This window comes from Neorhizobium lilium, assembly GCF_004053875.1.
Lineage (GTDB): Bacteria > Pseudomonadota > Alphaproteobacteria > Rhizobiales > Rhizobiaceae > Neorhizobium > Neorhizobium lilii.
The window spans coordinates 81,536-106,950 of record NZ_SBIP01000005.1; the positions used below are offsets into that span (position 1 = coordinate 81,536).

General features: G+C 60.7%; 18 protein-coding genes. 10 read left to right on the top strand and 8 right to left on the bottom strand.

Translation table 11 applies throughout. The annotated features are described in order from the left end of the window. Positions 1-7: 7 nt before the first annotated feature. From EPK99_RS21315 to EPK99_RS21325, 3 genes are all read right to left on the bottom strand, one after another. The gene (locus EPK99_RS21315) at positions 8-1,540 is read right to left on the bottom strand and encodes a sugar ABC transporter ATP-binding protein (protein WP_128445299.1); all 1,533 of its coding nucleotides are present in this window, start codon (positions 1,538-1,540) and stop codon (positions 8-10) included. A 248-nt stretch (positions 1,541-1,788) separates the two neighbouring features. Next, positions 1,789-2,784, bottom strand: a complete 996-nt coding sequence (rhaS, locus tag EPK99_RS21320) for a rhamnose ABC transporter substrate-binding protein (RefSeq protein ID WP_128445300.1) — start codon at positions 2,782-2,784, stop codon at positions 1,789-1,791. Positions 2,785-2,832: 48 nt separating this feature from the next. Further along, positions 2,833-3,648 (bottom strand): DeoR/GlpR family DNA-binding transcription regulator, encoded by an 816-nt coding sequence (locus EPK99_RS21325; protein ID WP_128445116.1) that lies wholly within the window; start codon positions 3,646-3,648, stop codon positions 2,833-2,835. A gap of 197 nt (positions 3,649-3,845) precedes the next feature. Between EPK99_RS21325 and EPK99_RS21330 the strand changes: the two genes are divergently transcribed. Together EPK99_RS21330 and rhaI are read left to right on the top strand one after the other, a co-directional pair. Then, on the top strand, positions 3,846-5,942 hold the full coding sequence (locus EPK99_RS21330; RefSeq protein WP_128445117.1) for a bifunctional rhamnulose-1-phosphate aldolase/short-chain dehydrogenase: 2,097 nt from the start codon (positions 3,846-3,848) through the stop codon (positions 5,940-5,942). Between the two features lie 227 nt (positions 5,943-6,169). Beyond that, positions 6,170-7,462 carry an L-rhamnose catabolism isomerase gene (gene rhaI, locus EPK99_RS21335; RefSeq protein ID WP_128445118.1) on the top strand — a complete coding sequence of 431 codons (1,293 nt, stop codon included), beginning with the start codon at positions 6,170-6,172 and terminating at the stop codon, positions 7,460-7,462. 31 nt (positions 7,463-7,493) lie between these two features. Here rhaI and EPK99_RS21340 read toward each other — a convergent pair whose 3' ends face one another. From EPK99_RS21340 to ytfQ, 5 genes are all read right to left on the bottom strand, one after another. Beyond that, complete coding sequence (locus EPK99_RS21340) at positions 7,494-8,258, bottom strand: FadR/GntR family transcriptional regulator (RefSeq protein ID WP_128445119.1); 765 nt, start codon at positions 8,256-8,258, stop codon at positions 7,494-7,496. Further along, positions 8,258-9,244, bottom strand: a complete 987-nt coding sequence (gene yjfF / locus EPK99_RS21345) for a galactofuranose ABC transporter, permease protein YjfF (RefSeq protein ID WP_128445120.1) — start codon at positions 9,242-9,244, stop codon at positions 8,258-8,260. The genes EPK99_RS21340 and yjfF overlap by 1 nt, the downstream gene beginning before the upstream one ends. Continuing rightward, positions 9,241-10,275, bottom strand: coding sequence for an ABC transporter permease (locus EPK99_RS21350; RefSeq protein WP_205909122.1), 1,035 nt, complete (start codon positions 10,273-10,275; stop codon positions 9,241-9,243). The genes yjfF and EPK99_RS21350 overlap by 4 nt, the downstream gene beginning before the upstream one ends. Beyond that, complete coding sequence (locus EPK99_RS21355) at positions 10,275-11,795, bottom strand: sugar ABC transporter ATP-binding protein (RefSeq protein ID WP_128445122.1); 1,521 nt, start codon at positions 11,793-11,795, stop codon at positions 10,275-10,277. Before EPK99_RS21355 ends, EPK99_RS21350 begins: the two co-directional genes overlap by 1 nt. Positions 11,796-11,897: 102 nt before the next feature. Continuing rightward, positions 11,898-12,860 (bottom strand): galactofuranose ABC transporter, galactofuranose-binding protein YtfQ, encoded by a 963-nt coding sequence (ytfQ, locus tag EPK99_RS21360; RefSeq protein ID WP_128445123.1) that lies wholly within the window; start codon positions 12,858-12,860, stop codon positions 11,898-11,900. Between the two features lie 318 nt (positions 12,861-13,178). On the opposite strand from ytfQ, the gene araD1 reads away from it, so the two are divergent. The 8 genes from araD1 (at position 13,179) to EPK99_RS21400 (ending at position 25,172) form a co-directional block, all read left to right on the top strand. Next, positions 13,179-14,171 carry an AraD1 family protein gene (araD1, locus tag EPK99_RS21365; protein WP_128445124.1) on the top strand — a complete coding sequence of 331 codons (993 nt, stop codon included), beginning with the start codon at positions 13,179-13,181 and terminating at the stop codon, positions 14,169-14,171. Between the two features lie 12 nt (positions 14,172-14,183). After that, the gene (locus tag EPK99_RS21370) at positions 14,184-15,110 is read left to right on the top strand and encodes a Gfo/Idh/MocA family protein (RefSeq protein ID WP_128445125.1); all 927 of its coding nucleotides are present in this window, start codon (positions 14,184-14,186) and stop codon (positions 15,108-15,110) included. A 1-nt stretch (position 15,111) separates the two neighbouring features. Continuing rightward, complete coding sequence (locus tag EPK99_RS21375) at positions 15,112-16,956, top strand: IlvD/Edd family dehydratase (protein ID WP_128445126.1); 1,845 nt, start codon at positions 15,112-15,114, stop codon at positions 16,954-16,956. 87 nt (positions 16,957-17,043) lie between these two features. Then, positions 17,044-18,105 carry a multiple monosaccharide ABC transporter substrate-binding protein gene (chvE, locus tag EPK99_RS21380; RefSeq protein ID WP_128445127.1) on the top strand — a complete coding sequence of 354 codons (1,062 nt, stop codon included), beginning with the start codon at positions 17,044-17,046 and terminating at the stop codon, positions 18,103-18,105. Positions 18,106-18,165: 60 nt separating this feature from the next. Beyond that, complete coding sequence (gene mmsA, locus EPK99_RS21385; protein WP_128445128.1) at positions 18,166-19,722, top strand: multiple monosaccharide ABC transporter ATP-binding protein; 1,557 nt, start codon at positions 18,166-18,168, stop codon at positions 19,720-19,722. Between the two features lie 2 nt (positions 19,723-19,724). After that, entirely contained in the window at positions 19,725-20,915 is a 1,191-nt protein-coding gene (gene mmsB, locus EPK99_RS21390) for a multiple monosaccharide ABC transporter permease (RefSeq protein ID WP_128445129.1), read from the top strand. Between the two features lie 241 nt (positions 20,916-21,156). After that, on the top strand, positions 21,157-23,739 hold the full coding sequence (gene mprF, locus EPK99_RS21395) for a bifunctional lysylphosphatidylglycerol flippase/synthetase MprF (RefSeq protein ID WP_128445130.1): 2,583 nt from the start codon (positions 21,157-21,159) through the stop codon (positions 23,737-23,739). Positions 23,740-23,774: 35 nt separating this feature from the next. After that, on the top strand, positions 23,775-25,172 hold the full coding sequence (locus EPK99_RS21400) for an AcvB/VirJ family lysyl-phosphatidylglycerol hydrolase (protein ID WP_128445301.1): 1,398 nt from the start codon (positions 23,775-23,777) through the stop codon (positions 25,170-25,172). Positions 25,173-25,415: the final 243 nt, after the last annotated feature.

Genomic DNA, 25,415 nt, shown 5'->3' on the forward strand with positions numbered 1-25,415 from the left:
GCCCGCCTCACGCATTGCCGGTGGCGGCACGCACAAGCGTTTCCGCACTCAATTGCTCGCGATCGAACATGCCGGCGGCAAGACCTTCGCGCATCACCATGACCCTGTCCGACATGCCGAGGATTTCAGGAAGTTCCGAGGACACCATGATGATGGACAGGCCCTCCGAGGCAAGTTCGCCGATGAACCCATGGACGGCGGCCTTGGAGCCGATGTCGATACCCTTGGTCGGCTCGTCCAGGATGATGACCTTGGGCTTTGTGGCCAGCCATTTGCCGATCACCACTTTCTGCTGGTTGCCGCCGGACAGCGTTCCCACCGGAACCGACAGGGCCGCCGCACGAAGATCCAGCCGCTCCGCGTATTTGCGGGCGAGCGCAAGTTCATTGGCGGCCTTCAGGAAGCCGCCCCGTGAGGTGCGCGACAGCGAAGGCAGCGACATGTTCTGGAAGATCGGCATGGGCAGCGCCAGTCCGTGGCGGCCGCGCTCCTCCGGCACATAGACGATGCCGGCGCGGATGGCATCGCCCGAGGAGCCGATGCTGATGGGCGTATCTTCCAGCACGAGCCGTCCTGCCGAAGCGCGGGTCACGCCGAACAGCGCCTGGCAGAGTTCGGAGCGGCCCGCACCGATCAGGCCATACACGCCGAGAATTTCGCCGCGGCGCAGCTCGAAGAAAATGTCCCGGAATTCGGTCGGATGGGTGAAACCTTCCACCCGCAGCACCGGCGCACCGATCTCCACCTTTACTTTGGGAAATACGTCCTTCACGTCGCGTCCGACCATCAGCCGAACGATGTCCTGCTGCGGTGTTTCCGGAAGCTTGCCGTGGCCTACGGCACGGCCATCACGGAAGACCACGAAGTTTTCGGCGATCTCGTAGACCTCATCGAACTTGTGGCTGATGAACAGGATTGCCTTGCCTTGGCGCTTCAGCCCTTCGATGATGCGGAAAAGGTCGTCGATCTCCTTGCGGGATAAGGCGGCCGTCGGCTCGTCCATGATGACGATCCGCGCTTCAACCGAAAGAGCACGGGCGATCGCCACCAGATGGCGCTGGGCGATCGACAGATCCCGCAACCGGATCGTCGGGTCGATCTCGCTTTCCAGCGCCTGCAGCAGGCCGAGGGAGCGGTTGTTGATCTCGCGCCAGTCGATCATGCCGAAACGGGTGCGCGGGGCATGGCCGAGGAAGATGTTCTCGCCGACCGTCAGATCGTCGAACAGCACGGTCTCCTGGTGGATGGCGGTGACACCGGCATCGATCGCGGCCTGGGCATTGGCGAACGAAACGGCCTGGCCATCGATCAGGATCTCACCCTCGTTCGGCCGGTAGATCCCGGTCAGGATCTTGACCAGCGTCGATTTGCCGGCGCCGTTCTCGCCGATTAAGGCAGTGACCTCACCAGGAAAAAGCTTGATATCCACCGTATCCAGGGCCTTGACGCCCGGAAAGATCTGGCTGATGCCGCGCATTTCCAGGATAGGCGCGGGGTCTTCCAGTGGTGCCGGGTGAGGGGGGCGGTTGTGGGTCTGCATAGCGCCGTTCATCAGGACATTTTCCGACGAGTTTTTGAGGTCCGTCTATTTATGGATGTGGATGAGGCGGTAGCTTTGAGGCTGCGACCCCCTCACCCGGCCTCCGCTGACGCTCGGCCACCCTCTCCCCCAGGGGAGAGGAGATACCTGCAGCGTTGCGGCATATGGTCTTCTCCCCAGCGGGGAGAAGGTGCCGGCAGGCGGATGAGGGGGCCTCACCCACTTGCCATCAAATGAAATGCGAGTGATCAGAAGATCTTGGAGAACTGATCGATGTTCTTGGCGTCGTAGACGAAGGGGTCGGCCATGGCAGCCTCACCATTCTCGCCGATCTTGATCAAGCCCATACGGCCGGCCTTGATCCCGGAGCCTGGCTTGCCGTCCGCATCGCCCTTGGCGATGTGGTAGGCGATCTGGGTGGCTGTGTAGCCGAGGTCGATCGGGTTCCAGATGGCGAATTCCTTGGTCGCGCCGGACTTGATGGCGCCTGCCATTTCAGACGGCAGGCCAAGGCCCGTCACATAGACCTGACCGATCTTGCCGGCATCCTTGACGGCCTGCGAGGCGGCCAGCACGCCGACCGTCGTCGGGGCGACGATGACCTTGACGTTGGGCTGCGAGGTCAGCAGCCCTTGCGCTTCGCGGTAGGACTTGTCCGCAAGGTCGTCGCCATAGACCGTCGTCACCAGGTTGAGGCCGGGGAAGTCCTTGAGCTGCTTCTTCATCTCGGCGATCCAGGTGTTCTGGTTCGTCGAGGTCGTGGTTGCCGAGAGGATGGCGAAGTCGCCCTTGCCGCCTTCCAGATGGTCCTTGGCGAGCGTCAGGCACATCTTGCCGATCAGCTCGTTAGACGACGGATTGAGGTGCATGATGCGGCCTTCCTTGGCGACGGCACTGTCCCAGGAAATGACCTTGATGCCGCGTTGGGCGGCCTTCTTCAGGGCCGGCACGACGGCGTCCGGATCGTTGGCGGAGATGGCGATCGCATCCACGCCTTGCGCGATCAGCGAGTTGATCACCTCGATCTGGCCTTCGGCAGTGGTCGTGGTCGGTCCGGTATAGATGATCTGGACGCCGCCGAGATCCTTTGCGGCTTCCTGGGCGCCCTTGTTGGCCGCTTCGAAAAAGCCGTTGCCGAGCGATTTCACCACAAGGGCTATCTTCATGTCTTTGGCATTTGCGGCATTCGTCATGGCGACGACGGCCAGGGCCACGCCAATCATCAGTTTCCTTGCAAGCTTCATCTTCAATCCTCCCGTTGAAACGTTCATTCTCCTCCCGCCGCTCGCTCCTCAGGCGACCGACGTGATTTCCTCCTTGCCTGCGTCTCCAGCCGCCGCATTGGCGACGAGCAGTTTCACGCCTGCGTTCTCGATCATCTTGGCTGCCGCATCATCGATACCGGTATCGGTAATGATGGTCGTCACCCGTTCCAGCGAGCAGAGTATGAGGCTCGACCGGCGGCTGAACTTCGAAGAGTCCGCCATCACGATCAGCTCTTCCGCCTGGCTCATCAGCTTCTGTTCGCTCTGGATCACCAGGGCATCCGCTTCCATGACGCCCAGCGGCCCGACGCCTTGCGCCCCGATGAACATGCGGCGGGCGTAGAAATTGCGGATCGCGTCATTGTCGAAGGGCGACAGGATCAGGCTCTGTTCCCGATAGATGGCGCCGCCCGGCACGCTCACGGTGCTTTTCGAGTGCTTCACCAGATGTTCGGCAATGGCAAAGGAATTGGTCATGACCTGCAGGCGGCGGGCGGACATGAAATGCACCATCTGGAACGTCGTTGTGCCGCCGTTGATGATGATCGAGTCGCCTTCCTCGCAAAGCTCCACGGCCCTGCGCGCAATGGCCCGCTTCTTGTCGATGTTGACGTTTTCCGAAACCCTGAATGGGCGCGCCGCCAGGTTGCCGAGCGTCGGCGGGTGAACTGCTTCCGCGCCACCGCGCACGCGGCGAAGCTTTCCCTGCACATGAAGGGACGCGATGTCACGGCGGATGGTGGCCTCCGAGGCCTCGGTCAGCTCGGCAACGTCCTGGACCGTGATGACGGCCTTCTCCTGGATCGCGCTCAAGATGATGCGGTGACGTTCACGCTCGTGCATGGCTTCCTCCTGTCTCCATCATTATCAGATTTCAATAGCTGTCAATCATAAACGATCAAAAACGATATTGCTGCGATGCAACATGAACATTTATGATCGTTTATGATTGACATAGGTCGAATTCCTGCGTGATATCCGCGACATGGGAGATGGCGGTTGCGCGCCGCCGTGAGCCGAAACAGCTTGGGAGGACTACGATGTCGGGCCAAACCCGCCTTCTCGAAAACCGTTGGAACGACGCCTATGCCGCAACGCTGGATGAGCCGGGCAAGCTGCTTTACCGGTCCAATCTGTTAGGCGCAGACAAGCGCATCACCAATTACGGCGGCGGCAATACGTCCGCGAAAGTGCTGGAAACCGATCCGCTGACGGGCGACAAGGTTCGCGTCCTATGGGTCAAGGGATCGGGTGGCGATGTGGGAACCATCAAGCTGGACGGGTTCGCGACGCTCTATCTCGACAAGCTGGAAGCACTGAAAAACCTCTACAAGGGTGTGGAGGACGAAGACCGGATGGTGGGTTTCCTTCCCCATTGCACCTTCAACCTCAACCCGCGGGCTGCCTCCATCGACACGCCGCTGCACGGTTTCGTGCCCTATACGCATGTGGACCACATGCACCCGGACGCAATCATCGCCATTGCTGCCTCCAGGAATTCCAGGGAGCTGACAAAGCAGATCTTTGGCGAGGAGATCGGCTGGCTGCCCTGGCGTCGTCCGGGCTTTCAACTAGGGCTCGATCTGGAAGCCTTTGTGAAAGCCAATCCCAATGCGAAGGGCGTCGTTCTCGAAAGCCACGGTCTCTTCACCTGGGATAACGATGCGAAGGCCTGCTACGCATTGACGCTTGCCATCATCAACAAGGCGATCGAGTGGTTCGCCCGCGAGACCGAGGGCAAGACCATTTTCGGCGGCGCCGTCGCCCAGAGCCTTCCACAGGCCGAGCGGCGGGCGATTGCTGCAAAGCTGATGCCGGAGATCCGCGGGAGAATTGGCCGCGATGAGCGCAAGCTCGGCCATTTCGACGATCAGGACGCGGTGCTGGAATTCGTCAATTCGGCCGAGTTGAAGCCGCTCGGCGCACTCGGCACAAGCTGCCCGGACCATTTCCTGCGCACCAAGATCCGGCCGCTCATCCTCGATTTCGACCCCGCCAAACCGGATGTGGACGCCGTGATCGGCGCACTCGACCAGGCGCTGGACGATTACCGGGTCGACTACAGCCGTTATTACGAGGCTTGCCGCCACGACAATTCGCCAGCCATGCGGGACCCGAACCCGGTGATCTTCCTAGTGCCTGGAGTCGGGATGTTTTCCTTTGCGCGCGACAAGGCGACAGCTCGAATTGCCGGCGAGTTCTATGTGAACGCCATCAACGTGATGCGCGGCGCCTCGACCGTCTCCGACTATCAGGGCCTGCTGGAGCAGGAAGCCTTCGATATCGAATACTGGCTGCTCGAGGAAGCCAAGCTGCAGCGCATGCCGAAGCCGAAAAGCCTTGCCGGCCGGGTTGCGCTCGTCACCGGCGGAGCCGGTGGTATCGGGCGTGCCACGGCCGCCCGGCTGATGGGCGAGGGTGCCTGCGTGGTCCTAGCCGATATAGACGGCGGCGCGCTGGAGGAAACCAAGGCTGGGTTCGAGAAGAGTTTCGGCAAGGAAGTGGTGCGCGGTGTGCTGCTGGACGTGACCAGCGAGGATGGCGTGACCGCGGCCTTCACGCAAGCCTGCCTGGAATTCGGCGGCATCGACATTCTCGTTTCCAATGCCGGCATTGCTTCGGCAGCGCCCGTCGAAGAGACGACCCTGGACATGTGGAACAAGAGTATCGACATCCTCGCCACCGGCTATTTTCTCGTGTCCCGCGAGGCTTTCCGGCTGTTCCGCCGCCAGAGGCTTGGCGGCAACGTGGTTTTCGTCGCGTCGAAGAACGGACTTGCCTCGTCTCCCAATGCTTCGGCCTACTGCACGGCAAAGGCGGCAGAGATCCATCTTGCGCGCTGCCTGGCGCTTGAAGGAGCCGAGGCCGGCATCCGCGTCAACACGGTCAATCCGGATGCGGTGCTACGCGGTTCCAAGATCTGGAATGGCGAGTGGCGGGAGCAGCGCGCGGCATCCTCGAAGATCGAGGTGACGGAGCTTGAAGAGCATTACCGCAAGCGTTCACTGCTGAAGCTCAATGTGCTTCCGGAAGATATCGCCGAGGCCATCTACTTTCTGGCGTCGGACGCTTCCGCCAAATCGACCGGCAACATCATCAATGTCGACGCCGGTAACGCACAGAGCTTTACGCGGTAACGGACTTTCTGAGGAGTGATCTGTCGTTATGAGGCTCCTCCGGCGTCATCCCTGTGCTTGTCACAGGGATCCAGTGCGCCCAAGTCCTTGGGCGCGGGAGAAGTCCTGGAACGGCATGAGGATCACTCACCGCACGGACGTGCGGTGGCTGGATTCCTGTGACAAGCACAGGAATGACGGAGTGAGATGGCGGCCGTCGAGACCGCGACGAAGCCTGGGAGGAACCAATGACAGATCTGAAAATTGCCGACGATGTGATTGCCGCCGAAAACGAAAAGCGCGCGGAAGCGCTCACATCCGATTACCAGGCGCTTGGCGAGACCCTTTCCCGGCGCGGAGTGGATATCGAGGCCATCACAAGCCAGGTGGCGGAGTTCTTCGTCGCAGTGCCTTCCTGGGGCGTGGGCAGCGGCGGCACGCGCTTTGCCCGTTTTCCGGGTGGCGGGGAGCCGCGCGGGATTTTCGACAAGCTGGACGACTGCGCCGTCATCCATCAACTGACGCAGGCAACGCCGACGGTTTCGCTTCATATTCCGTGGGACAAGACCGATCCGAAGGAATTGAGAGCCAGGGGCGATGCGTTGGGCCTCGGTTTCGACGCGATGAACTCCAACACATTTTCGGACGCTCTCGGTCAGGCACATTCCTACAAGTTCGGCTCGCTTAGCCACACGGACGCTGCGACGCGCGCCCAAGCCATCGAGCACAATCTGGAATGTATCGAGATCGGCAAGGCGATCGGGTCCAAGGCTCTGACGGTGTGGATTGGCGACGGGTCCAATTTTCCGGGCCAGAGCCATTTCACCCGGGCTTTCGAGCGTTATCTTGGGTCGATGGCCGAAATCTACGAGGCGCTGCCGGACGACTGGCGGCTGTTCTCGGAACACAAGATGTACGAGCCGGCCTTCTATTCCACCGTCGTTCAGGATTGGGGCACGAACTATCTGATTGCCGACACGCTCGGCCCGAAGGCCTTCTGCCTCGTCGATCTTGGTCACCATGCGCCCAACACGAATATAGAGATGATCGTTGCGCGGCTCATCCAGTTCGGCAAGCTCGGCGGCTTCCACTTCAACGACTCCAAATATGGCGACGACGATCTCGACGCCGGCGCTATCGATCCATACCGGCTGTTCCTCGTGTTCAACGAACTGGTCGATGCGGAGCATCGCGGCGTGGAAGGTTTTCATCCGGCCCATATGATCGACCAATCACACAACGTGACGGACCCGATCGAGAGCCTGATCTCCAGCGCCAACGAAATACGGCGGGCCTATGCGCAGGCGCTTCTCGTGGATCGTGCGGCGCTCGATGGGTATCAGGATGAAAACGATGCGCTGATGGCGTCCGAAACCTTGAAGCGCGCCTATCGCACCGATGTCGAGCCGATCCTTAGCGAGGCTCGTCGTCGTTCGGGCGGCGCCATCGATCCGGTGGCCACCTATCGGGCCAGCGGCTACCGCCAGAAGGTGATGATGGAGCGCCCGGCTTCCGTCAGCGGTGGCGGCGGGATCATCTGATGCCCGCCTACGTTGAAGCCGGTTTGCTCGATCAGGACTGGATCAGTTGACTTATCTGCTGCTCGGCATGGGCAATCGAGTTGACGATACGATCCCTGCCCACGTCGATAACGTGCCGCATGGCTGTCTCGGCCTTGACCGGATCGCGTGACGCGATGGCATGGGCAATGCGCAGGTGATTGCTGGCGACCTCGTCAATAGTCTCCGGCGAGGCAGCGGGTGATGATAGCTGGAACGAGATTGCAAGTGCCGCCTCGATCAGCGCGCTCGCCGAACGCATGAACGGGTTTCCCGACATACGGGCGATCGCTACATGGAATTCCAGATCCACCTGCGCGATCGAGCCGGGGGAATGGGACAGGTCGTCGAACTTGGCGGCGATGGCATACAGCGCCACGATGTCGTCGCTCGTGGCGCGAACCGCTGCTGCTGCTGCTGCTGCCGGCTCCAAGGCTAGCCGCATTTCGGCCAGATGTTCGATGAACTCGGAATCGAGGCCGGCCTCAAAGCGCCAGCCCAATACGTCGGAATCGAAGAAATTCCAGGTCGATCGATCCAGCACACGGGTGCCGACCTTCGCCTTTGCCTCCACCAGCCGTTTGGCGGCCAGCGTCTTCATCGCTTCCCTCAAGACGGTCCGGGATACGCCGAACCGGGCGGACATTTCCGTGTCGCCGGGCAGGAGTGAGCCTTCGGGAATGCTGCCGGAAACGATGCCACGACCAAGTTCAGCAACCACATGAGCGTGGTTGCTGCGGCGCTTGCGCCCACTGATCGTCGTCTCCAACAGCCCCATCAAACCTCCTTGAGCCGGCTCTCGGCCAGTCGCCGGTCGGAATACCAGATGATACCGCGCTGCAATACGATGAAGACGAAGAGGAGGATACCGATGACGATTTTCGTCCACCACGACGAAAGCGTGCCGTCGAAGACGATATAGGTCTGGATCAGGCCCTGGATCATGATGCCGATGAACGTGCCGGCGACCAGGCCGACACCGCCCGTCAGCAGTGTGCCGCCAATCACCACCGCCGCGATTGCGTCCAGTTCCACGCCGACCGTCGCCAGCGAATAGCCGGAGGAGGTGTAAAGCGTGTAGGCGATACCCGCCAATCCTGACAGGAAGCCGGATAGCGCATAGATGCCGACCGTCGTCGGACCAACCGGAACACCCATCAGTTCGGCCGATTGCTGGTTTCCGCCGATAGCGTAGATATTGGCGCCGAAGCGTGTGCGCGCCGCGACGAAAGCGCCGAGCAGGAAGACGATCAGCATGAGCATGGCAAGCGCCGTCAGGCGTCCGCCGCCCGGCACCCGGAAGTAGAAGCCTTGGATAGCGTCTATGACCGGGTGCGAGATCGGCACGGACTCCGTGGAGATCAGATAGGCGGCGCCGCGGGCGAGGAACATGCCGGCAAGAGTGACCACGAATGGCGGGATGCCGAGATAACGGATCATCGCACCCATGGCGCTTCCGAAGATCGTCGAGATGGCGAGTACGGCCGCGAAGGCCACCAGCGGATGGACGCCCAGCGAGCCGACCATGACGGCCACAAAGACGCTGGTGAAGGCGATGACGGAGCCGATCGACAGGTCGATGCCGCCGGAAAGGATGACGAAGGTCATGCCGACAGCCGCTATGCCCAGGAAGGCATTATCGGTCAGGAGATTGCCGATCACGCGGGTCGACAGCATGTTGGGGTACTGTGTGACGCAGAGGATATAGGCGAGAATGAAGATGCCGAGCGTGGTGATGAACGGCAGATTGCGGGTGTGGATCATCGGGCCGCTCCTTCCGTCTTGCCGGGCACGGCATCCGGCTGTCGCTTCTGCGTCTTCAGGAATCCAATCAGTGTCATGACGGCCGGGGACTGCAAGGTCAGCACGATGATGATGATGACTGCCTTGATGATGAGGTTGAACTCGGGCGGGAAGCCGGAGACGAGAATGCCGGTATTGATCGACTGGATGATCAGGGCGCCGATCAGGGAGGCTGCAATGGAGAAGCGTCCGCCATTCAGCGATGTTCCGCCGATCACCACGGCCAGGATCGCATCGAGCTCAAGCCAGAGACCGGCATTGTTGGCATCGGCGCCGCGTATATCGGCAGTGACGATCAGCCCGGCAACGGCCGCGCAGATGCCTGAGACTGCATAGACGAAGAACAGCAGGAAGCGGGCCCGCACGCCGGCAAGTGTTGCCGCACGCCGGTTGATGCCGGTCGCCTCGATCAGGAAGCCGAGGGCGGAGCGGCGAACCACTGCCGCAACGAGCAGGCCTGCGCCGACCCATAGGAAGATCGGAACCGGAATTCCGCCGATCGAGCCGGACCCGAGCATGGCGAAATCATCATTGTTGAAGGTCAGGATCGCGCCTTCGGTGATCAACTGCGCGATGCCGCGGCCGGCCACCATCAGGATCAGGGTGGCGATGATCGGCTGAATGTCCAGGAAGGCCACGAGCATGCCGTTCCACAGGCCGCAGAGGAGGCCGATCGCCAGCGAAACGAGGACGACCACCGGCAGCGGGTAATCATTGGTGATCAGCGTCGCGGCAACCGCCCCGCAGATCGCGATGACCGCGCCGATCGACAGATCGATGCCGCGTGTGGCGATCACGAGCGTCATGCCGATGGTCAGCAGAGCCACAGGTGCTGCGCGCACCAGGATGTCGATCAGGCTTCCGTAAATCCGGCCGTTCTGCATTGAGATCGTCAGGAAGCCGGGAGCGACCGAGGTGATCAAGGCGAGGATGATAGCGAGCGCAACGATCTGCGGCGCGAGCCGCTTCAGCCGGCGGGTAATCGCGTGCATCATGCAGCCTCCGTACGCGAGGCAATGGCCTGCAGAATATTGTCTGTGGTGACTTGCTTTCCGACGAGTTCCGCCACGTGGCGCCGGTCCGACAGAACGATGACGCGGTGTGCGACGGCTGTCAGTTCATCCAGTTCGGACGAGATGACGACGAGCGACATGCCTTCGGCGCAAAGCCTTTCGATCATCTTGAGGATTTCGGCATGGGCACCGATGTCGATGCCACGCGTGGGTTCGTCGAGAATGAGAAGCCTCGGCTCCGTCGCAAGCCAGCGGGCGAGAATCGCCTTCTGCTGATTGCCACCCGACAGGAGCTTGATGGGCTTTTCCGTGCTAGCCGGGCGGATGTCGAGCGACTTGATGAAGCTCTCCGCCAGCGCCTGCTTTTCGCGCGAAGAGATGGGCTTGGCCCAGCCGCGGCTAGCCTGAAGCGCCAGCGCGATATTGTCCGCCACCGAGAAGTCGCCGATGATGCCGTCCGTTTTGCGCTCTTCCGGGCAGAAGCCGAAGCCATGACCGATCGCACTCTCCGGCGAAGAAAGGCTGGCGGGCTTGCCGTCTATGGTGGCCGTTCCGCTATCGGCGCGATCTATGCCGAACATGAGGAAGGCAGTTTCGCTGCGGCCGGAGCCGAGCAGGCCGGCAATGCCGACCACTTCGCCGGGACGCACAGCGAGGTCGAATGGGGCAACGCTGCCGCGCTTTCCATAACCTTCGAAGCGGATGGGCGCCTCGCCCGTGGTGGTAATCGTTTCGTCCCCAGGCTGACGCTCGCGGGTCATGTGCTGGAGTTCGCGTCCGAGCATCATCGAAATGAGTTCCAGCCTCGGCAGGTTCGCCAGATCGCGCGTACCGACAAGGCGGCCATTCCTTAAGACAGTGACGCGGTCTGCCACTGCATAGACCTGGTTCAGGAAGTGGGTGATGATAACGATCCCGAGCCCGTCCTCCCGCAGCCGGCGCAGAACGGTGAAAAGCGTTTCGACCTCATGCGAATCAAGGCTTGCCGTCGGCTCGTCAAGAACGAGAACCTTGCCGGAGAGATCCACGGCGCGGGCAATGGCGATGATCTGGCGTATCGCGACGGAATAGGATGACAGAAGCGCATCGACGTCGATATCGAGGCCATAACGCGTGAGCAGCGCCTTGGAGCGGCGGCGCATCTCGCGGCGGTCGATCATGCCGAAGCGGGTGGGCTGTCGGCCGAGATAGAGGTTTTCGGCCACCGTCAGGTTTTCGAGGAGATTGACCTCCTGATAAACCGTTCCGATGCCAAGCTTCTGCGCGTCCGCCACACTGGCGGGGGTCACTTCCGCACCGTCCAGCTGCAGGGTTCCGCGATCCCGGCTGTAGACGCCGGTCAGGATCTTGATGAGAGTGGATTTGCCGGCGCCGTTTTCGCCCAGCAGGGCATGGATTTCGCCGCGTCCCAGCGTGAAATCTACACCATCGAGTGCCGCGATGCCGAGGAAGGCCTTGCCGATCCCCCGGGCTTCCAGAAGTGGATAGGATTCTGCCATGCTATACGTCCCGCATCTGTTGAAAAACCGGAGCGACAAAAGCGCTCCGGTTGCAGTTGACGGCCGATCTTGATCAGAGAGCGAAGACCGGGCGGCGGGAAATCAGTAACCGAGGCCCTTCTTGGCTTCGTAGACCTTTTGCGGATCGTCAGCCTGCGTGTAGAGCTTTGATTCCGTCTGGATCCACTTCGGCGGTTCCTTCTTGTCCTTGAGGTAGGCCTCAAGCGCGTCGAAGGCGGGACCAGCCATGTTCGGGGTCAGCTCGACCGTTGCATTGGCTTCGCCCTTGGCCATGGCCTGGAAGATGTCCGGAATGGAATCGACCGAGACGACCTTGATGTCGGTTCCCGGCTTCAGGCCGGCTTCCTTGATGGCCTGGATCGCGCCGACAGCCATGTCGTCGTTGTGGGCGTAAACGGCACAGATGTCCTTGCCGCCGCCTTCCGCCTTGATGAAGCTTTCCATGACTTCCTTGCCCTTGGTGCGGGTGAAGTCACCGGTCTGCGAACGGACGATCTTGATGTTGGTGTGACCGGCTATGCCCTGCTCGAAGCCCTTCTTGCGGTTGATCGCAGGCGAGGAACCGGTCGTGCCCTGAAGCTCGACGACCTTGCAATCCTTGGAACCGACGTCCTTGGCAAGCCATTCGCCGGCAACCTTGCCTTCATAAACCGTGTCCGAGGTCACGGCCGTCAGGTAGAGATCCTTGGGCGCATCGATTTCGCGGTCGAGAAGGATCACGGGGATCTTCTCTTCCTTGGCTTCCTTGAGGACGGCATCCCAGCCGGTGGCAACCACCGGAGCAACCAGAATGGCATCGACGCCCTGGGCGATGAAGCCCCGGATCGCCTTGATCTGGTTTTCCTGCTTCTGCTGAGCGTCAGCAAACTTCAGGGTGATGCCGCGCTTTTCGGCTTGCTGCTTGGTCACCGTCGTTTCGGCAGCGCGCCAGCCGGATTCAGATCCGATCTGCGAGAAGCCAACGGTGAGTGTCTTTGCGGAAACGCTTGACGCCAAGCATGCGGTGAGGGCAGCGATAGTCGCTGCCACGAGTGCTCGTTTCATCTTTAATCCTCCCAGAGATGATGAAGCAAAAGGACGAGGGAGATTTCGCATATAATATTACTTTTGCAAGCAGTAATTTTTGATGTCATCAAAATTTGCATCCGACCGATAGCGCCGGAGTAAAGCTAACCGATTGAAAACCCTGTCAGCAACTTAATTGGCGTCGGCTGGGCTGAAGCCTAGTTGGTTGCGCTCAGTTCTTGACAAGGCTCCGGATTATCCAATAGTCGTATTTATAACTGCATCAGGCTGCGCGCCTGGCGGGAGGATAAGGACTGGCGATCGGGAGACGCCTCCAATAATCGGGTGATGAATTTTATGCTGCGAGTTCTTCAGGTTGCTGGCGATGCCGGCGCATTGCGGGTTGTTGCGTGGGATGGTGAAAATGCCGCCCGCACGGTCAACGGCGTTTCGTCCACCTATGAACTGGCAATGAAGGCGATTGCAGCCGGCCGCAGTCTCTCGCAGGAGATCGATGCAGCTGGACTTGGCGATGAAGTCGATCTTCTCGCCGCAGGGTTCGAAGGGCGGCTGGCGCTGCCGATCACACATCCCGATCCGGCGCATTTCATCGTCGCCGGCACCGGCCTTACCCATCTCGGCTCGGCAGACGGCCGAGACAAGATGCACAAGGCGGCTCAGTCGGAAGAAAAGCCGACCGATTCCATGCGCATGTTCCTTATGGGCGTCGAGGGCGGCAAGCCCAAGCCCGGCGAGGCCGGCGTCCAGCCTGAATGGTTCTACAAGGGCAATGGTTCCCAGCTACGCGCAACCGGTGAGGATCTTGTGTCCCCATCGTTCGCGCTCGACGGCGGGGAAGAGCCGGAACTGGCGGCAATCTATCTGATCGGTCCGGACGGCACGCCGTTCCGCGTCGGCTTCTGCCTTGCCAATGAATTTTCCGACCACGTGACGGAGCGCGGCAACTATCTCTGGCTTGCTCATTCCAAGCTGCGCCAGGCATCGCTCGGCGCCGAACTTCTGGTCGGCGATTTGCCAGCCCATGTGGAGGGCACGTCACGCATTCGTCGCGGCAATGAGGTTATCTTCGAAAAGCCTTTCCTGTCCGGCGAAGCGAACATGTCCCACACGATTGCCAATCTCGAATACCACAACTTCAAGTATGACATCTTCTGCGCGCCGGGCGACCTGCATGTGCATTTCTTCGGAACGGCAACGCTCTCCGTCACGCACGGGATCAAGACCGAAATTGGCGACGTCTTCGAGATCTCGGCCGATCCCTTCAAGCTTCCGCTCGTCAACCGTCTTGCCGTGGCCGCTGAGAAGCCGGTCGTGATCAAGTCGCTCTAGGGGGAGGCAGGAATGGCATCCATTCGTCTCGCTATCGTGGGTCTGGGCAAGATCGCCCGGGACCAGCATCTCGGCGCTATCGAAGCGACCGACGGTATAGAGCTCGTGGCGGTTGCGAGCCGTCATGCCAAGCTCGAAAACATCCACTGTTTCCACGACATTGCCGATCTGCTTGCCGCCGATGTGGATATCGACGCGGTTTCGCTATGCACGCCGCCGCAGGGTCGCTTCGAGCAGGCGCGGGCCGCGCTGGAAGCGGGCAAGCACGTAATGCTGGAAAAGCCGCCTGGCGCCACGCTTTCGGAAGTGTTTGCGCTGGAGGCGCTTGCCAGGGAGAAGGGGCTTTCGCTCTATGCCACCTGGCATTCGCGCGCGGCTGCAGCCGTGGAACCGGCGCGGGCGCTGCTTGCCGAGCGGACGATCCGCAGCCTTTCCGTCGAGTGGAAGGAAGATGTGCGGCACTGGCATCCGGGGCAGGCCTGGATCTGGGAGCCGGGCGGTCTCGGCGTGTTCGATCCGGGCATCAACGCCTTGTCGATCGTCACCCGCATTATGCCGGAAAAATTCCATCTGGTGCGCTCCGACCTGACCTTCCCGGCCAATCGCGCAGCGCCGATCGCAGCCAGCCTCGCGTTTGAAACCGGCAGCGGCCTACCGCTGACCGCAGAGTTCGACTGGCGCCAGACCGGTCCGCAGACCTGGGACATCCGGGTCGAGACAGAGGAAGGCCAGATCGTGCTGACGCATGGCGGCAGCCGTCTGTTCGTTGACGGGCAGCCGCAGATCGTCGAAGAAGACAAGGAATACCGCAACCTGTACAGGGATTTCGTTGCGCTAGTGGCCGAAGGCCGCAGCGACACCGATTTTTCGCCCCTGATGCACGTGGCCGACGCATTCATGCTGGGCCGGCGCATCCAAACCGATGCTTTCGAGGACTAAGATGACCAATTCTGAAAACGCTCCGTCAACTGAAATCGCCGAGACGGGTGAACGTCGCAAAGACGTGCGGAAGCTTCGGTCGCGCGCTTGGTTCGACAATCCTTCGAACGTGGACATGACGGCGCTTTACCTGGAGCGCTACATGAACTTCGGCCTCAGCCAGGCCGAGCTTCAGTCTGACCGCCCGATCATCGGCATTGCGCAGACCGGCTCCGACCTCTCTCCCTGCAACCGTCACCATATCGAACTGGCGCATCGCCTGCGGGAAGGCATTCGCGAAGCGGGCGGGATCGCGATCGAGTTTCCGGTTCATCCGATCCAGGAAACAGGCAAGCGGCCGACTGCCGGTCTCGACCGCAACCTTGCCTATCTCGGTCTGGTGGAAGTGCTCTACGGCTATCCGCTTGACGGCGTCGTTCTGACGATCGGCTGCGACAAGACGACCCCGGCCTGTCTTATGGCGGCGGCCACCGTCAACATTCCGGCCATCGCCCTTTCCGTCGGCCCGATGCTGAACGGTTGGTTCCGCGGCGAGCGCACCGGCTCGGGCACGATCGTCTGGAAGGCGCGCGAGCTCTTGGCAAAGGGCGAGATCGACTATGCCGGCTTCGTCAAGCTGGTTGCCTCGTCGGCTCCGTCGACCGGCTACTGCAACACGATGGGCACCGCGACCACGATGAACTCGCTGGCCGAAGCGCTCGGCATGCAGCTTCCGGGCTCGGCCGCGATCCCGGCCCCCTATCGCGATCGCCAGGAAGTGTCCTATCTGACGGGCCTGCGCATCGTCGAGATGGTCAAGGAAGACCTCAAGCCTTCGGATATCCTGACCAAGGATGCCTTCGTCAACGCCATTCGGGTCAACTCGGCGATCGGCGGCTCGACCAATGCGCCGATCCACCTCAATGCACTCGCCCGCCACATCGGCGTGGAACTCTCCGTCGACGACTGGCAGACCTATGGCGAAGAAATTCCGCTGCTGGTCAACCTGCAGCCGGCCGGCGAATATCTCGGCGAGGACTATTACCATGCGGGCGGCGTGCCTGCCGTCGTCAACCAGCTGATGGAACAGGGCCTCATCCATGAGGATGCCATGACCGTCAATGGCAAGACGATCGGCGAGAACTGCCGCGGCGCCGTCATCGAAGATCCCAAGGTCATCCGCACCTACGACAACCCGCTGAAGCCGCATGCAGGCTTCCGCGTCCTGCGCGGCAACCTGTTCTCCTCCGCCATCATGAAGACCAGCGTCATCTCACCGGAGTTCCGTGAACGCTATCTTTCCAACCCCAACGATCCGGAAGCCTTCGAGGGCAGGGCTGTCGTGTTCGACGGACCGGAAGACTACCATCACCGCATCGACGATCCGTCGCTGGAGATCGATGAGCATTCGGTTCTGTTCATGCGCGGCGCCGGGCCGATCGGCTATCCGGGTGCCGCGGAAGTGGTCAACATGCGCGCGCCTGATTATCTGCTCAAGCGCGGGATCACCTCGCTTGCCTGCATCGGCGACGGTCGCCAGTCGGGTACTTCCGGCAGCCCGTCCATCCTCAACGCCTCGCCGGAAGCGGCTGCCGGCGGTGGCCTTGCTCTGCTGAAGACGGGCGACCGCGTGCGTATCGACCTTGGTCGGGGCACGGCGGACATCCTGATCTCCGAGGAAGAGCTGAACGCTCGTCGGGAGGCGCTTGCGCGTGACGGCGGATATCATTATCCGAAGCACCAGACGCCCTGGCAGGAGATCCAGCGCGGCGTCGTCGGACAGCTGGAAACGGGAGCGGTTCTCGAGCTGGCGGTCAAGTACCAGCGTATCGCGCAGACGGAAGGCCTGCCGCGCGACAACCATTGACCCGAGCGGGTCTTGAGGGTGGCGAGGAGCCATCCTCTCTATGAACTTCGGCAGCTCGAAGGGAGCTGCTGCAACGGAGGAGTGACAATGAATATTCTTAAACTTTTGACGGCTGCAACTGTTCTGGCTGGCTTTGCCTTTACGGCGCCGGCCGGCGCTGCGGACAAGGGTCTGGTCGGCGTTGCCATGCCGACCAAGTCCTCGGCACGCTGGATCGCCGATGGCGACAACATGGTCAAGGTTCTGAAGGAGCGCGGCTATGACGTCGATCTTCAGTACGCTGAAGACGACGTTCCGAACCAGCTGTCCCAGATCGAGAACATGATCACCAAGGGTGCCAAGGTTCTGGTCGTCGCTTCGATCGACGGCACGACGCTGTCGGACGTGCTGCAGCAGGCTGCAGACCAGAAGATCAAGGTCATCGCCTATGACCGCCTGATCCGCGATACGCCGAATGTCAGCTACTACGCGACCTTCGACAACTTCCAGGTCGGCGTTCTGCAGGCAACCTCGCTCGTCAAGGCTCTCAAGGCCGACACCGAGAAGGGCCCGTTCTACATCGAGCTGTTCGGCGGTTCGCCGGACGACAACAACGCCTACTTCTTCTACAACGGCGCGATGAGCGTTCTGCAGCCGCTGATCGACAAGGGCGTGCTGAAGGTTGGCAGCGGCCAGACCGGCATGGACCAGGTCGCTACCCTTCGTTGGGACCCGGCAACCGCCCAGTCCCGCATGGACGCCATCCTCTCGTCGACCTATTCCGACAAGAAGCTGAGCGCTGTTCTGTCGCCTTACGACGGCATCTCGATCGGCATTCTGTCTTCGGTCAAGGGCGTCGGTTACGGTTCCGGCGACATGCCGATGCCTTTCGTGTCCGGCCAGGACGCTGAAGTTCCCTCGGTCAAGTCGATCATTGCCGGCGAGCAGTATTCGACCATCTTCAAGGACACCCGCGATCTTGCCAAGGTCACCGTCGACATGGTCGATGCTGCCATGAACGGCAAGGAGCCTGTTGTCAACGACACCAAGACCTACGACAACGGCAAGAAAGTCGTTCCTGCCTTCCTGCTGAAGCCGGTTGTCATCGACAAGACCAACTGGAAGCTCCTCGTCGACAGCGGTTACTACAAAGAATCGCAGCTCAAGTAAGTCATTCATGATTGCGCGGCGGCTCGTCCGCCGCGCAATTTTTCCGATTGTGGAGTCGCTATGCCTGATCCCGTATCGCAAACGGAGAAGCCGCCGATCCTTGAAATGCGCGGCATTTCAAAGAGCTTTGGCGCCGTAAAGGCGCTTTCGGATGTCAGCTTCACCGTCAAGGAAGGCGAAATTCACGCGTTGGTCGGCGAAAACGGTGCCGGCAAATCAACGCTGATGAAGGTTCTGTCGGGTGTTTACCCGCATGGGTCCTATGAGGGTTCTATCCTTTTCGAGGGAGAAGAACGCCATTTTCGCGACATCAACGATTCCGAAAAACTCGGAATCATCATCATTCACCAGGAGCTCGCGCTCATCCCTTTGATGTCGATTGCGGAGAACATCTTTCTCGCCAATGCGCCATCCAAGTATGGCGTGATCGACCGGGACGTGCGCTATAAGCGCACCAAGGAACTGCTGGCGAAAGTCGGTCTCTCAGAAGTGCCGGAGGCGCTGATCACCAATCTTGGGATCGGCAAGCAACAGCTTGTGGAGATTGCCAAGGCGCTGTCCAAGGATGTGCGCCTGCTGATCCTCGACGAGCCTACGGCTTCACTCAACGAAACCGACAGCGCGGCACTTCTGGAACTGCTCAAGGAATTCCGTCGCAACGGCATCACCTCGATCATGATCAGCCACAAGCTGAACGAGATCACGGAAGTCGCGGACCGTATCACGGTGTTGCGTGACGGCCGGACTGTCGGCACGCTCGATTGTCACGAAGGTCCGGTCGATGAAGACGAGATCGTGCGCCGCATGGTGGACCGCGATCTGGAAAGCCGCTACCCGAAGCGCGAGCCGAAAATCGGCGACGTGATCTTCGAGGTCGAGAACTGGTCCGTCCACCATCCGCAGCATGCCAGCCGCGAGGTGGTCAAGAACGTATCCATGAAGGTCCGCGCCGGCGAGGTCGTCGGCATTTCAGGACTGATGGGTGCCGGCAGAACCGAATTCGCGATGAGCGTCTTCGGCAAGTCCTATGGGCGCGACATTTCCGGAACCGTGAAGATCCATGGCAAGACGGCCGACACGTCGGACGTGCACCGCGCGATCGAGGCTGGACTTGCCTATGTGACGGAAGACCGCAAGCATCTCGGCCTGATCCTGACGGAGGATATTCGCAAGAACGTCTCGCTCGCACACTTGAGCGGCGTTTCGACGCGCGGCGTAATCGACGATATCCGTGAAATGAAGGTGGCACAGGAGTTCCGCAGCCGCATGCGGATCCGCAGCCACAACGTTTACCAGGAGACCGGCAAGCTGTCGGGCGGCAACCAGCAAAAGGTCGTGCTGTCAAAGTGGCTGTTCACCAACCCGGACATCCTGATCCTGGACGAGCCAACGCGCGGCATCGACGTCGGCGCGAAATACGAAATCTATTCCATCATTAACGAACTTGCGGATGCCGGTAAGGCTGTCGTGGTGATCTCGTCGGAAATGCCGGAGCTGATCGGCATCTGCGACAGGATCATGGTGATGCACGAGGGCGAGTTCGTCGGCGAAGTCGCCGGCGAGCAGGCAACGCAGGAAAATATCATGCGCGCTATCATGCGCCGCAAAGGGAGATAATCATGAGCACTCCGCAGGAAGCAATTACCGCTCCCAAGGCGGCGACGGGTTTCTGGAAGGACAATCTTCGCGACTATGGGATGCTGATCTCCCTGGTCGTGATCGTCATCTTCTTCCAGGTCGCTACGGGTGGCGTGCTTTTGAAGCCGCTCAACATCACCAATATCGTTCTCCAGAACAGCTATATCGTCATCATGGCGCTCGGCATGCTGATGGTGATCGTGACCGGCCATATCGACCTCTCGGTCGGTTCGGTTGCCGGCTTCATCGGCGCGGTGGCGGCGATGCTGATGGTTCAGTATAATTTCGACTTCGTCACTGCGAGCCTTCTGTGCCTTGTCCTCGGTGGGGCAATCGGGGCTATCCAGGGATATTTCGTCGCGTATTTCAAGATACCGTCGTTTATCGTCACGCTTGCCGGGATGCTGGTCTTCCGCGGGTTTATGATCGCGGTGCTCAGCGGTCGTTCCATCGGTCCTTTCGATCCGACGTTCCAGAAGCTCTCTTCCGGCTTCATTCCTGAACTGATCTCCTCGGATGGTGGTCTTTACCTGACGTCGTTCATTCTCGGCCTGCTGCTTGCCGCACTCCTGGTGTGGCAGAACTTCCGCAGCCGTGCCCGTCGCATGTTGCACGACGTCGAGACCGAGCCGATGGCCTTCTTCATCGGCAAGAACATCGTCGTTCTGGCAGCGATCGGCTATGTCGCCTATCTGATCGCTTCGCATCGCGGTCTGCCGAACGTTTTGATCATCATGGGCGTCCTGATCGTCGCCTACGGTTTCTTCACCAACCGCACCATCATTGGCCGGCAGATCTACGCCGTCGGCGGCAATGCCCGTGCAGCCGAACTTTCAGGCATCAAGACCACGCGTCTGGTGTTCTGGACCTTCGTCAACATGGGCGTGCTTGCAGCACTCGGCGGTCTCGTCGTCGCAGCGCGCCTCAACAGCGCCACGCCGAAGGCCGGCACGGGCTTCGAGCTCGACGTTATTGCAGCCTGCTTCATCGGCGGCGCCTCGGCCTATGGCGGCGTCGGCAAGGTGACGGGTGCCGTCATCGGCGCCTTCCTGATGGGCGTGATGAACAATGGCATGTCGATCCTCGGCATCGGCATCGACTACCAGCAGGTCATCAAGGGCCTGGTTCTGCTCGGCGCCGTTTGCGTCGATGTCTATAACCAGCGCCGTTAACCAGGCCGAATTTTGTGAACAGGAGGGCGGGGCAGTCATGCCTCGCCTTTTTCCATGCCGGCAATCATTTTCGGTCAGGGATTGCCGCGAAGGACCGCGCAGGAAAGTCGCAGGCGTCCCGGCCTCTCTCCAAATATCTGTTTAATTCACAGGCAACTGCGACACATTATAGCCGTGTTCCAGTTGCTTTTGCTGGCCGCTTAACCACAGTACGCGGTAGCTTCAACACCCGGCAAAGATCATGAGTTCAATGAACCGTCAGCAGATTAGCTTTCGTGAAACGCTCGAAAGCTATCGCGGTTATCTCGTACCCATCGCCGTTCTTATCGTCTTCGGCTTCACCACATTCGCGATCTACGACCTTACCACCGAGGTTCGATACGAGGACGTCCTTGACGCCCTTACCGCCACGAGCTGGTCTTCCATCGGTCTTGCGATTTTCTTCACCGCCCTGAGCTTCATAGCCCTGATAGGCTATGACCTTAACGCGCTTGCTTATATCGGAAAAAAGCTGCGCTTCGTGCCGGTGGCGATGACGGGCTTCAGCGCCTATGCGGTTGGAAATACGGCCGGCTTCGGTGCCTTGAGCGGCGGCGCCATTCGCTTCCGCGGGTATTCGAGGCTCGGGCTTTCCCCCGACGATATCGGCCGCGTTATCGCATTCGTGACGCTTGCCTTTGGGATCGGTCTGCTTGCCGTCACGGCCTTGTCGTCGCTGGTGACAGCGCCACGCATCGGCCAGCTTCTCGGCATCGACGTAATCTGGGTGCGCGCCATTGCGGTCGCCATCATCGCGGCGCTGTCCGTCCTTGTGATCATCGGCCGCGACGGCCGGGAAATCACGCTTGGAAAGCTGAAATTGCGGCTTCCCGATACCCGCACCTCCTCGCAACAGTTCCTGATCACGGCACTGGATATCGCAGCTTCGGCTTCCGTCCTCTACGTCCTCCTGCCCCCGGGGACCGGGATAAGCTGGCCGTCTTTCCTCGCCATCTATGCGACGGCCGTGGGCGCCGGCGTTCTGAGTCACGTTCCGGCCGGGCTCGGCGTTTTTGAAACCATCATCGTCGCGGCTCTGGGCAATACCGTCGATATCGACCAGGTGCTCGGAAGCCTGGTCCTCTACCGCGTCATCTATCACGTGCTGCCTCTGCTGGTGGCGACACTGTTCATCATTGCGCTGGAAGTTCAGCAACTCGCCCATCATCCGGTTGCATCGACCCTGCGCAAGCTGGAGTTCCGGCTGGCGCCATTGCTGCTTGCGGCCTTCGCGCTCATCGCTGGCGCCATGCTGGTCTTTTCCAGCGTGACCCCGACGCCGGATTCCGATCTTAGTATCATTTCGAATTACCTGCCGCTTCCCCTAGTGGAGAGTGCGCACTTTCTGTCCAGTATTCTCGGCCTGGTGCTGTTCGTGACGTCGCGAGGTATTTCGCAGCGCCTGGATGGTGCCTGGTGGACGGCAACGATCTGTGCTTCGCTTGCGCTTCTGTTTTCCTTCGTCCGGGCCATCGCGCTCTTCGAAGCGTCGTTTCTGGTGATCCTGATCGTCGGGCTGCTCCTCAGCGCAAAGCTCTTCAATCGGCCGGCGTCGCTCTTGCGACAGGTGCTGACGCCGCCCTGGATCGTGGCGATGCTCATCCTGATGGCTGCCGCCCTCACCATTCTCTTCTTCGTCTACCGTGAGGTGGACTACAGCCATGATATCTGGTGGCAGTTCGAGTTCTCTGGCGAAGCCCCCCGGGGCCTGCGCGCCATTCTCGGGATGGCCATTGTCGCCGCCGCCATTTCGGTGTTCAGCCTTCTGCGGCCGGCAGCCACCCGAACTGCTTTTTCCTCCCCCGAGGATCTCGAGAAGGCGGTTTCCATCGTGATGGCGCAGGATTGGGCCGACGCCAATCTCGTGAGAATGGGAGACAAGCGGCTGATGTTCTCGGACAACGGCAGCGCCTTCATCATGTACGGGATTCAGGGACGGTCATGGATCGCGCTGTTCGACCCGGTCGGCCCAGCCCGGGAGACGCCCGAACTGGTCTGGCGCTTCGTGGAAGAGGCCCGGTCTCAGGGCGGACGCGCCATCTTCTACCAGATCTCGCCCGCCCTTCTGCCTTACTGCGCAGATGCTGGCCTCAGAGCGTTCAAGTTGGGAGAACTCGCCATCGTCGAGCTCTCCGGCTTCGACCTCAAGGGCAGCAAGCTCGCCAGCCTTCGGCAGGCAGTGAACAAGGGTGTTCGAGAGGGGCTGGAGTTCGAGGTCATCCCGCAACCGAACGTGATGGCGAGCATCGAGGACTTGAGGCGGGTATCGGATTCCTGGCTGGAGCTGCATGAGACCCGCGAAAAGACCTTTTCCCTTGGCTCCTTCCGGAACGATTATGTCAGTGCCCAGCCTGTGGCGGTGCTGCGCAAGGCGGGTCAGATCGTCGCTTTCGCCACTCTGTCGCTGACAGACACCAAGAAGGAAGGGACTGTCGACCTGATGCGGTTCGCTCCCGATGCGCCGAAGGGGTCGATGGATTTCCTGTTCGTCAGGATAATGGAGCATCTCCGTGATGCGGGTTACAGCGAGTTCAACCTGGGTATGGCGCCGCTGTCCGGCATGGCGCAACGGGAAGCCGCCCCGGTATGGGACCGCGTCGGAAGCGTTGTGTTCGAGCACGGAGAACGCTTCTACAACTTCAAGGGCTTGAAAGCGTTCAAGTCGAAATTCCAGCCGAGATGGGAGCCGCGTTACCTGGCCGTATCGAGTGTCGGGCCAGCCATCGCCATGATGGATGCCACCTTCCTGATCGGCGGCGGCCTCAGAGGAGTGGTCGGTAAATGATGATGACACGATTTGTTTCGCTGGCAGCAGGCGTAATGCTCTGCGGCTTCTCAGGCGCCTGGGCGCAGCAGGCTGCGGCGCCGGTTCCACCCACGGCCCAGCAACCATCCGTAACTGCCCAGCAATCCTCGTCCCCCCAATCGGGCGAGTACCAGACGGGCATGATCCCTTCGCCGCATGTTTTCCTGCCGAACGGCAAGGAACTGTCGGGCATGGTTTTCCTGATCTCACAAGGCCAAGGATGGGGAGATCGCGAAGAAGCCCAGGCCAAGGAATTGGTGGATGCCGGTGCGGCCGTGGTCGGGATCGACTATCCCTCCTATCTGCGCGCCCTTGCTGCCGATGACGGCGATTGCGTCTACATGGTATCGGATATCGAAGACATGGCGCAGCAGGTACAGCGCCGGGTGGGTAACCCCGTCTATCGCCATCCGATCGTCGCCGGCATTGGCGATGGCGGCGCAATTGCGCTTGCAATGATCTCGCAGAGCCCGCTCGCCACGATCAGTGCTGCCGTTGCGGTCGATCCTGCCGCCGGCATTCCGCTCCAGAAGGAGCTTTGTACCCCTGCCTCCAAGGACAAGGCCGGCGACCGGACGATCTACGGCTTCCAGGACGGCCCCATCCCGGCGGCAGTGACAATCGGTTTCACGCCGGAGGCCGATGCTGGTGGGCGTGCTCATGCCCAGAGCCTGAAGAAGGAGCATTCGGAAGTCGATATCGAGGAGCAGGACGGAAAGCCGGGCGATGTCTTCATGGATCTTCTGACCGATGCCGTTTCGGCAACCGGCCAGAACAACCAGCCGCTCGATCTTCCGCTCACCATTCTCGACACCAAGCCGACCATGAACACGATGGCGATCATCTATTCGGGCGATGGCGGCTGGCGGGATCTGGACAGCGAGGTAGGTGGCTATCTGCAGGAGCAGGGCATCCCCGTCGTCGGCATCGATTCCCTGCGCTATTTCTGGTCCGAGCGGACGCCCAAGGAAACCGCGGCGGATCTCGGCCGCATCATGGACACCTACCGTCGCAAGTGGGGCGTCTCGAACATCGTGCTGATCGGTTATTCCTTCGGCGCGGACGTCATCCCTGCGACCTACAATCTGCTGTCCAAGCCGGACAAAAGTCGCGTGCGGCAGATGTCGCTTCTGGCGCTGTCCAAGGAGGTCGATTTCGTGATTTCCGTCACCGGCTGGCTCGGTGTCGCGGGAGATGGAAAAGGCGGCAATTCGCTCGAAGACATAGCCAAGATCGACCCCAAGGTCGTCCAGTGCATCTATGGCACTGACGAGGATGACGACCCCTGCGTTGCTCTCAAGAACAAGGGCGTCGAAACCGTTCCCATCGAGGGCGGGCACCATTTCGATGAAGATTATGAGGCGCTCGGCAAGCGCATCGTGGATAGCTTGCAAAACCGGCTCAAGAAATAACCGAACAGGCCCGAAGCGCCGGGCGTATGGAGTTCTTTGATAAGGCGTCGGTTCGTCCCGACGCCTTATTCCTTCCACGGAGCCCCAAGTGCGGCGCTGCTTCCGGGTGCGCAGGTTTCCTCATCCAACACGATGCGATCAAATTTCCTTGAGTTTCCGGCGCGGGAACGCTAAATCTGGCGTCGCCAGGACCGGGCCCCTCTGGCAGCTCATTTTATGAGCTGCGATGTCGGACTGGATTTG

Excerpts from the sequence above, each read along its gene's own strand:
- EPK99_RS21315 (WP_128445299.1), bottom strand. The coding sequence starts at position 1,540 with ATGCAGACCCACAACCGCCCCCCTCACCCGGCACCACTGGAAGACCCC.
- rhaS (WP_128445300.1), bottom strand. The coding sequence starts at position 2,784 with ATGAAGCTTGCAAGGAAACTGATGATTGGCGTGGCCCTGGCCGTCGTC.
- EPK99_RS21325 (WP_128445116.1), bottom strand. The coding sequence starts at position 3,648 with ATGCACGAGCGTGAACGTCACCGCATCATCTTGAGCGCGATCCAGGAG.
- EPK99_RS21330 (WP_128445117.1), top strand. The coding sequence starts at position 3,846 with ATGTCGGGCCAAACCCGCCTTCTCGAAAACCGTTGGAACGACGCCTAT.
- rhaI (WP_128445118.1), top strand. The coding sequence starts at position 6,170 with ATGACAGATCTGAAAATTGCCGACGATGTGATTGCCGCCGAAAACGAA.
- EPK99_RS21340 (WP_128445119.1), bottom strand. The coding sequence starts at position 8,258 with ATGGGGCTGTTGGAGACGACGATCAGTGGGCGCAAGCGCCGCAGCAAC.
- yjfF (WP_128445120.1), bottom strand. The coding sequence starts at position 9,244 with ATGATCCACACCCGCAATCTGCCGTTCATCACCACGCTCGGCATCTTC.
- EPK99_RS21350 (WP_205909122.1), bottom strand. The coding sequence starts at position 10,275 with ATGCACGCGATTACCCGCCGGCTGAAGCGGCTCGCGCCGCAGATCGTT.
- EPK99_RS21355 (WP_128445122.1), bottom strand. The coding sequence starts at position 11,795 with ATGGCAGAATCCTATCCACTTCTGGAAGCCCGGGGGATCGGCAAGGCC.
- ytfQ (WP_128445123.1), bottom strand. The coding sequence starts at position 12,860 with ATGAAACGAGCACTCGTGGCAGCGACTATCGCTGCCCTCACCGCATGC.
- araD1 (WP_128445124.1), top strand. The coding sequence starts at position 13,179 with ATGCTGCGAGTTCTTCAGGTTGCTGGCGATGCCGGCGCATTGCGGGTT.
- EPK99_RS21370 (WP_128445125.1), top strand. The coding sequence starts at position 14,184 with ATGGCATCCATTCGTCTCGCTATCGTGGGTCTGGGCAAGATCGCCCGG.
- EPK99_RS21375 (WP_128445126.1), top strand. The coding sequence starts at position 15,112 with ATGACCAATTCTGAAAACGCTCCGTCAACTGAAATCGCCGAGACGGGT.
- chvE (WP_128445127.1), top strand. The coding sequence starts at position 17,044 with ATGAATATTCTTAAACTTTTGACGGCTGCAACTGTTCTGGCTGGCTTT.
- mmsA (WP_128445128.1), top strand. The coding sequence starts at position 18,166 with ATGCCTGATCCCGTATCGCAAACGGAGAAGCCGCCGATCCTTGAAATG.
- mmsB (WP_128445129.1), top strand. The coding sequence starts at position 19,725 with ATGAGCACTCCGCAGGAAGCAATTACCGCTCCCAAGGCGGCGACGGGT.
- mprF (WP_128445130.1), top strand. The coding sequence starts at position 21,157 with ATGAGTTCAATGAACCGTCAGCAGATTAGCTTTCGTGAAACGCTCGAA.
- EPK99_RS21400 (WP_128445301.1), top strand. The coding sequence starts at position 23,775 with ATGCTCTGCGGCTTCTCAGGCGCCTGGGCGCAGCAGGCTGCGGCGCCG.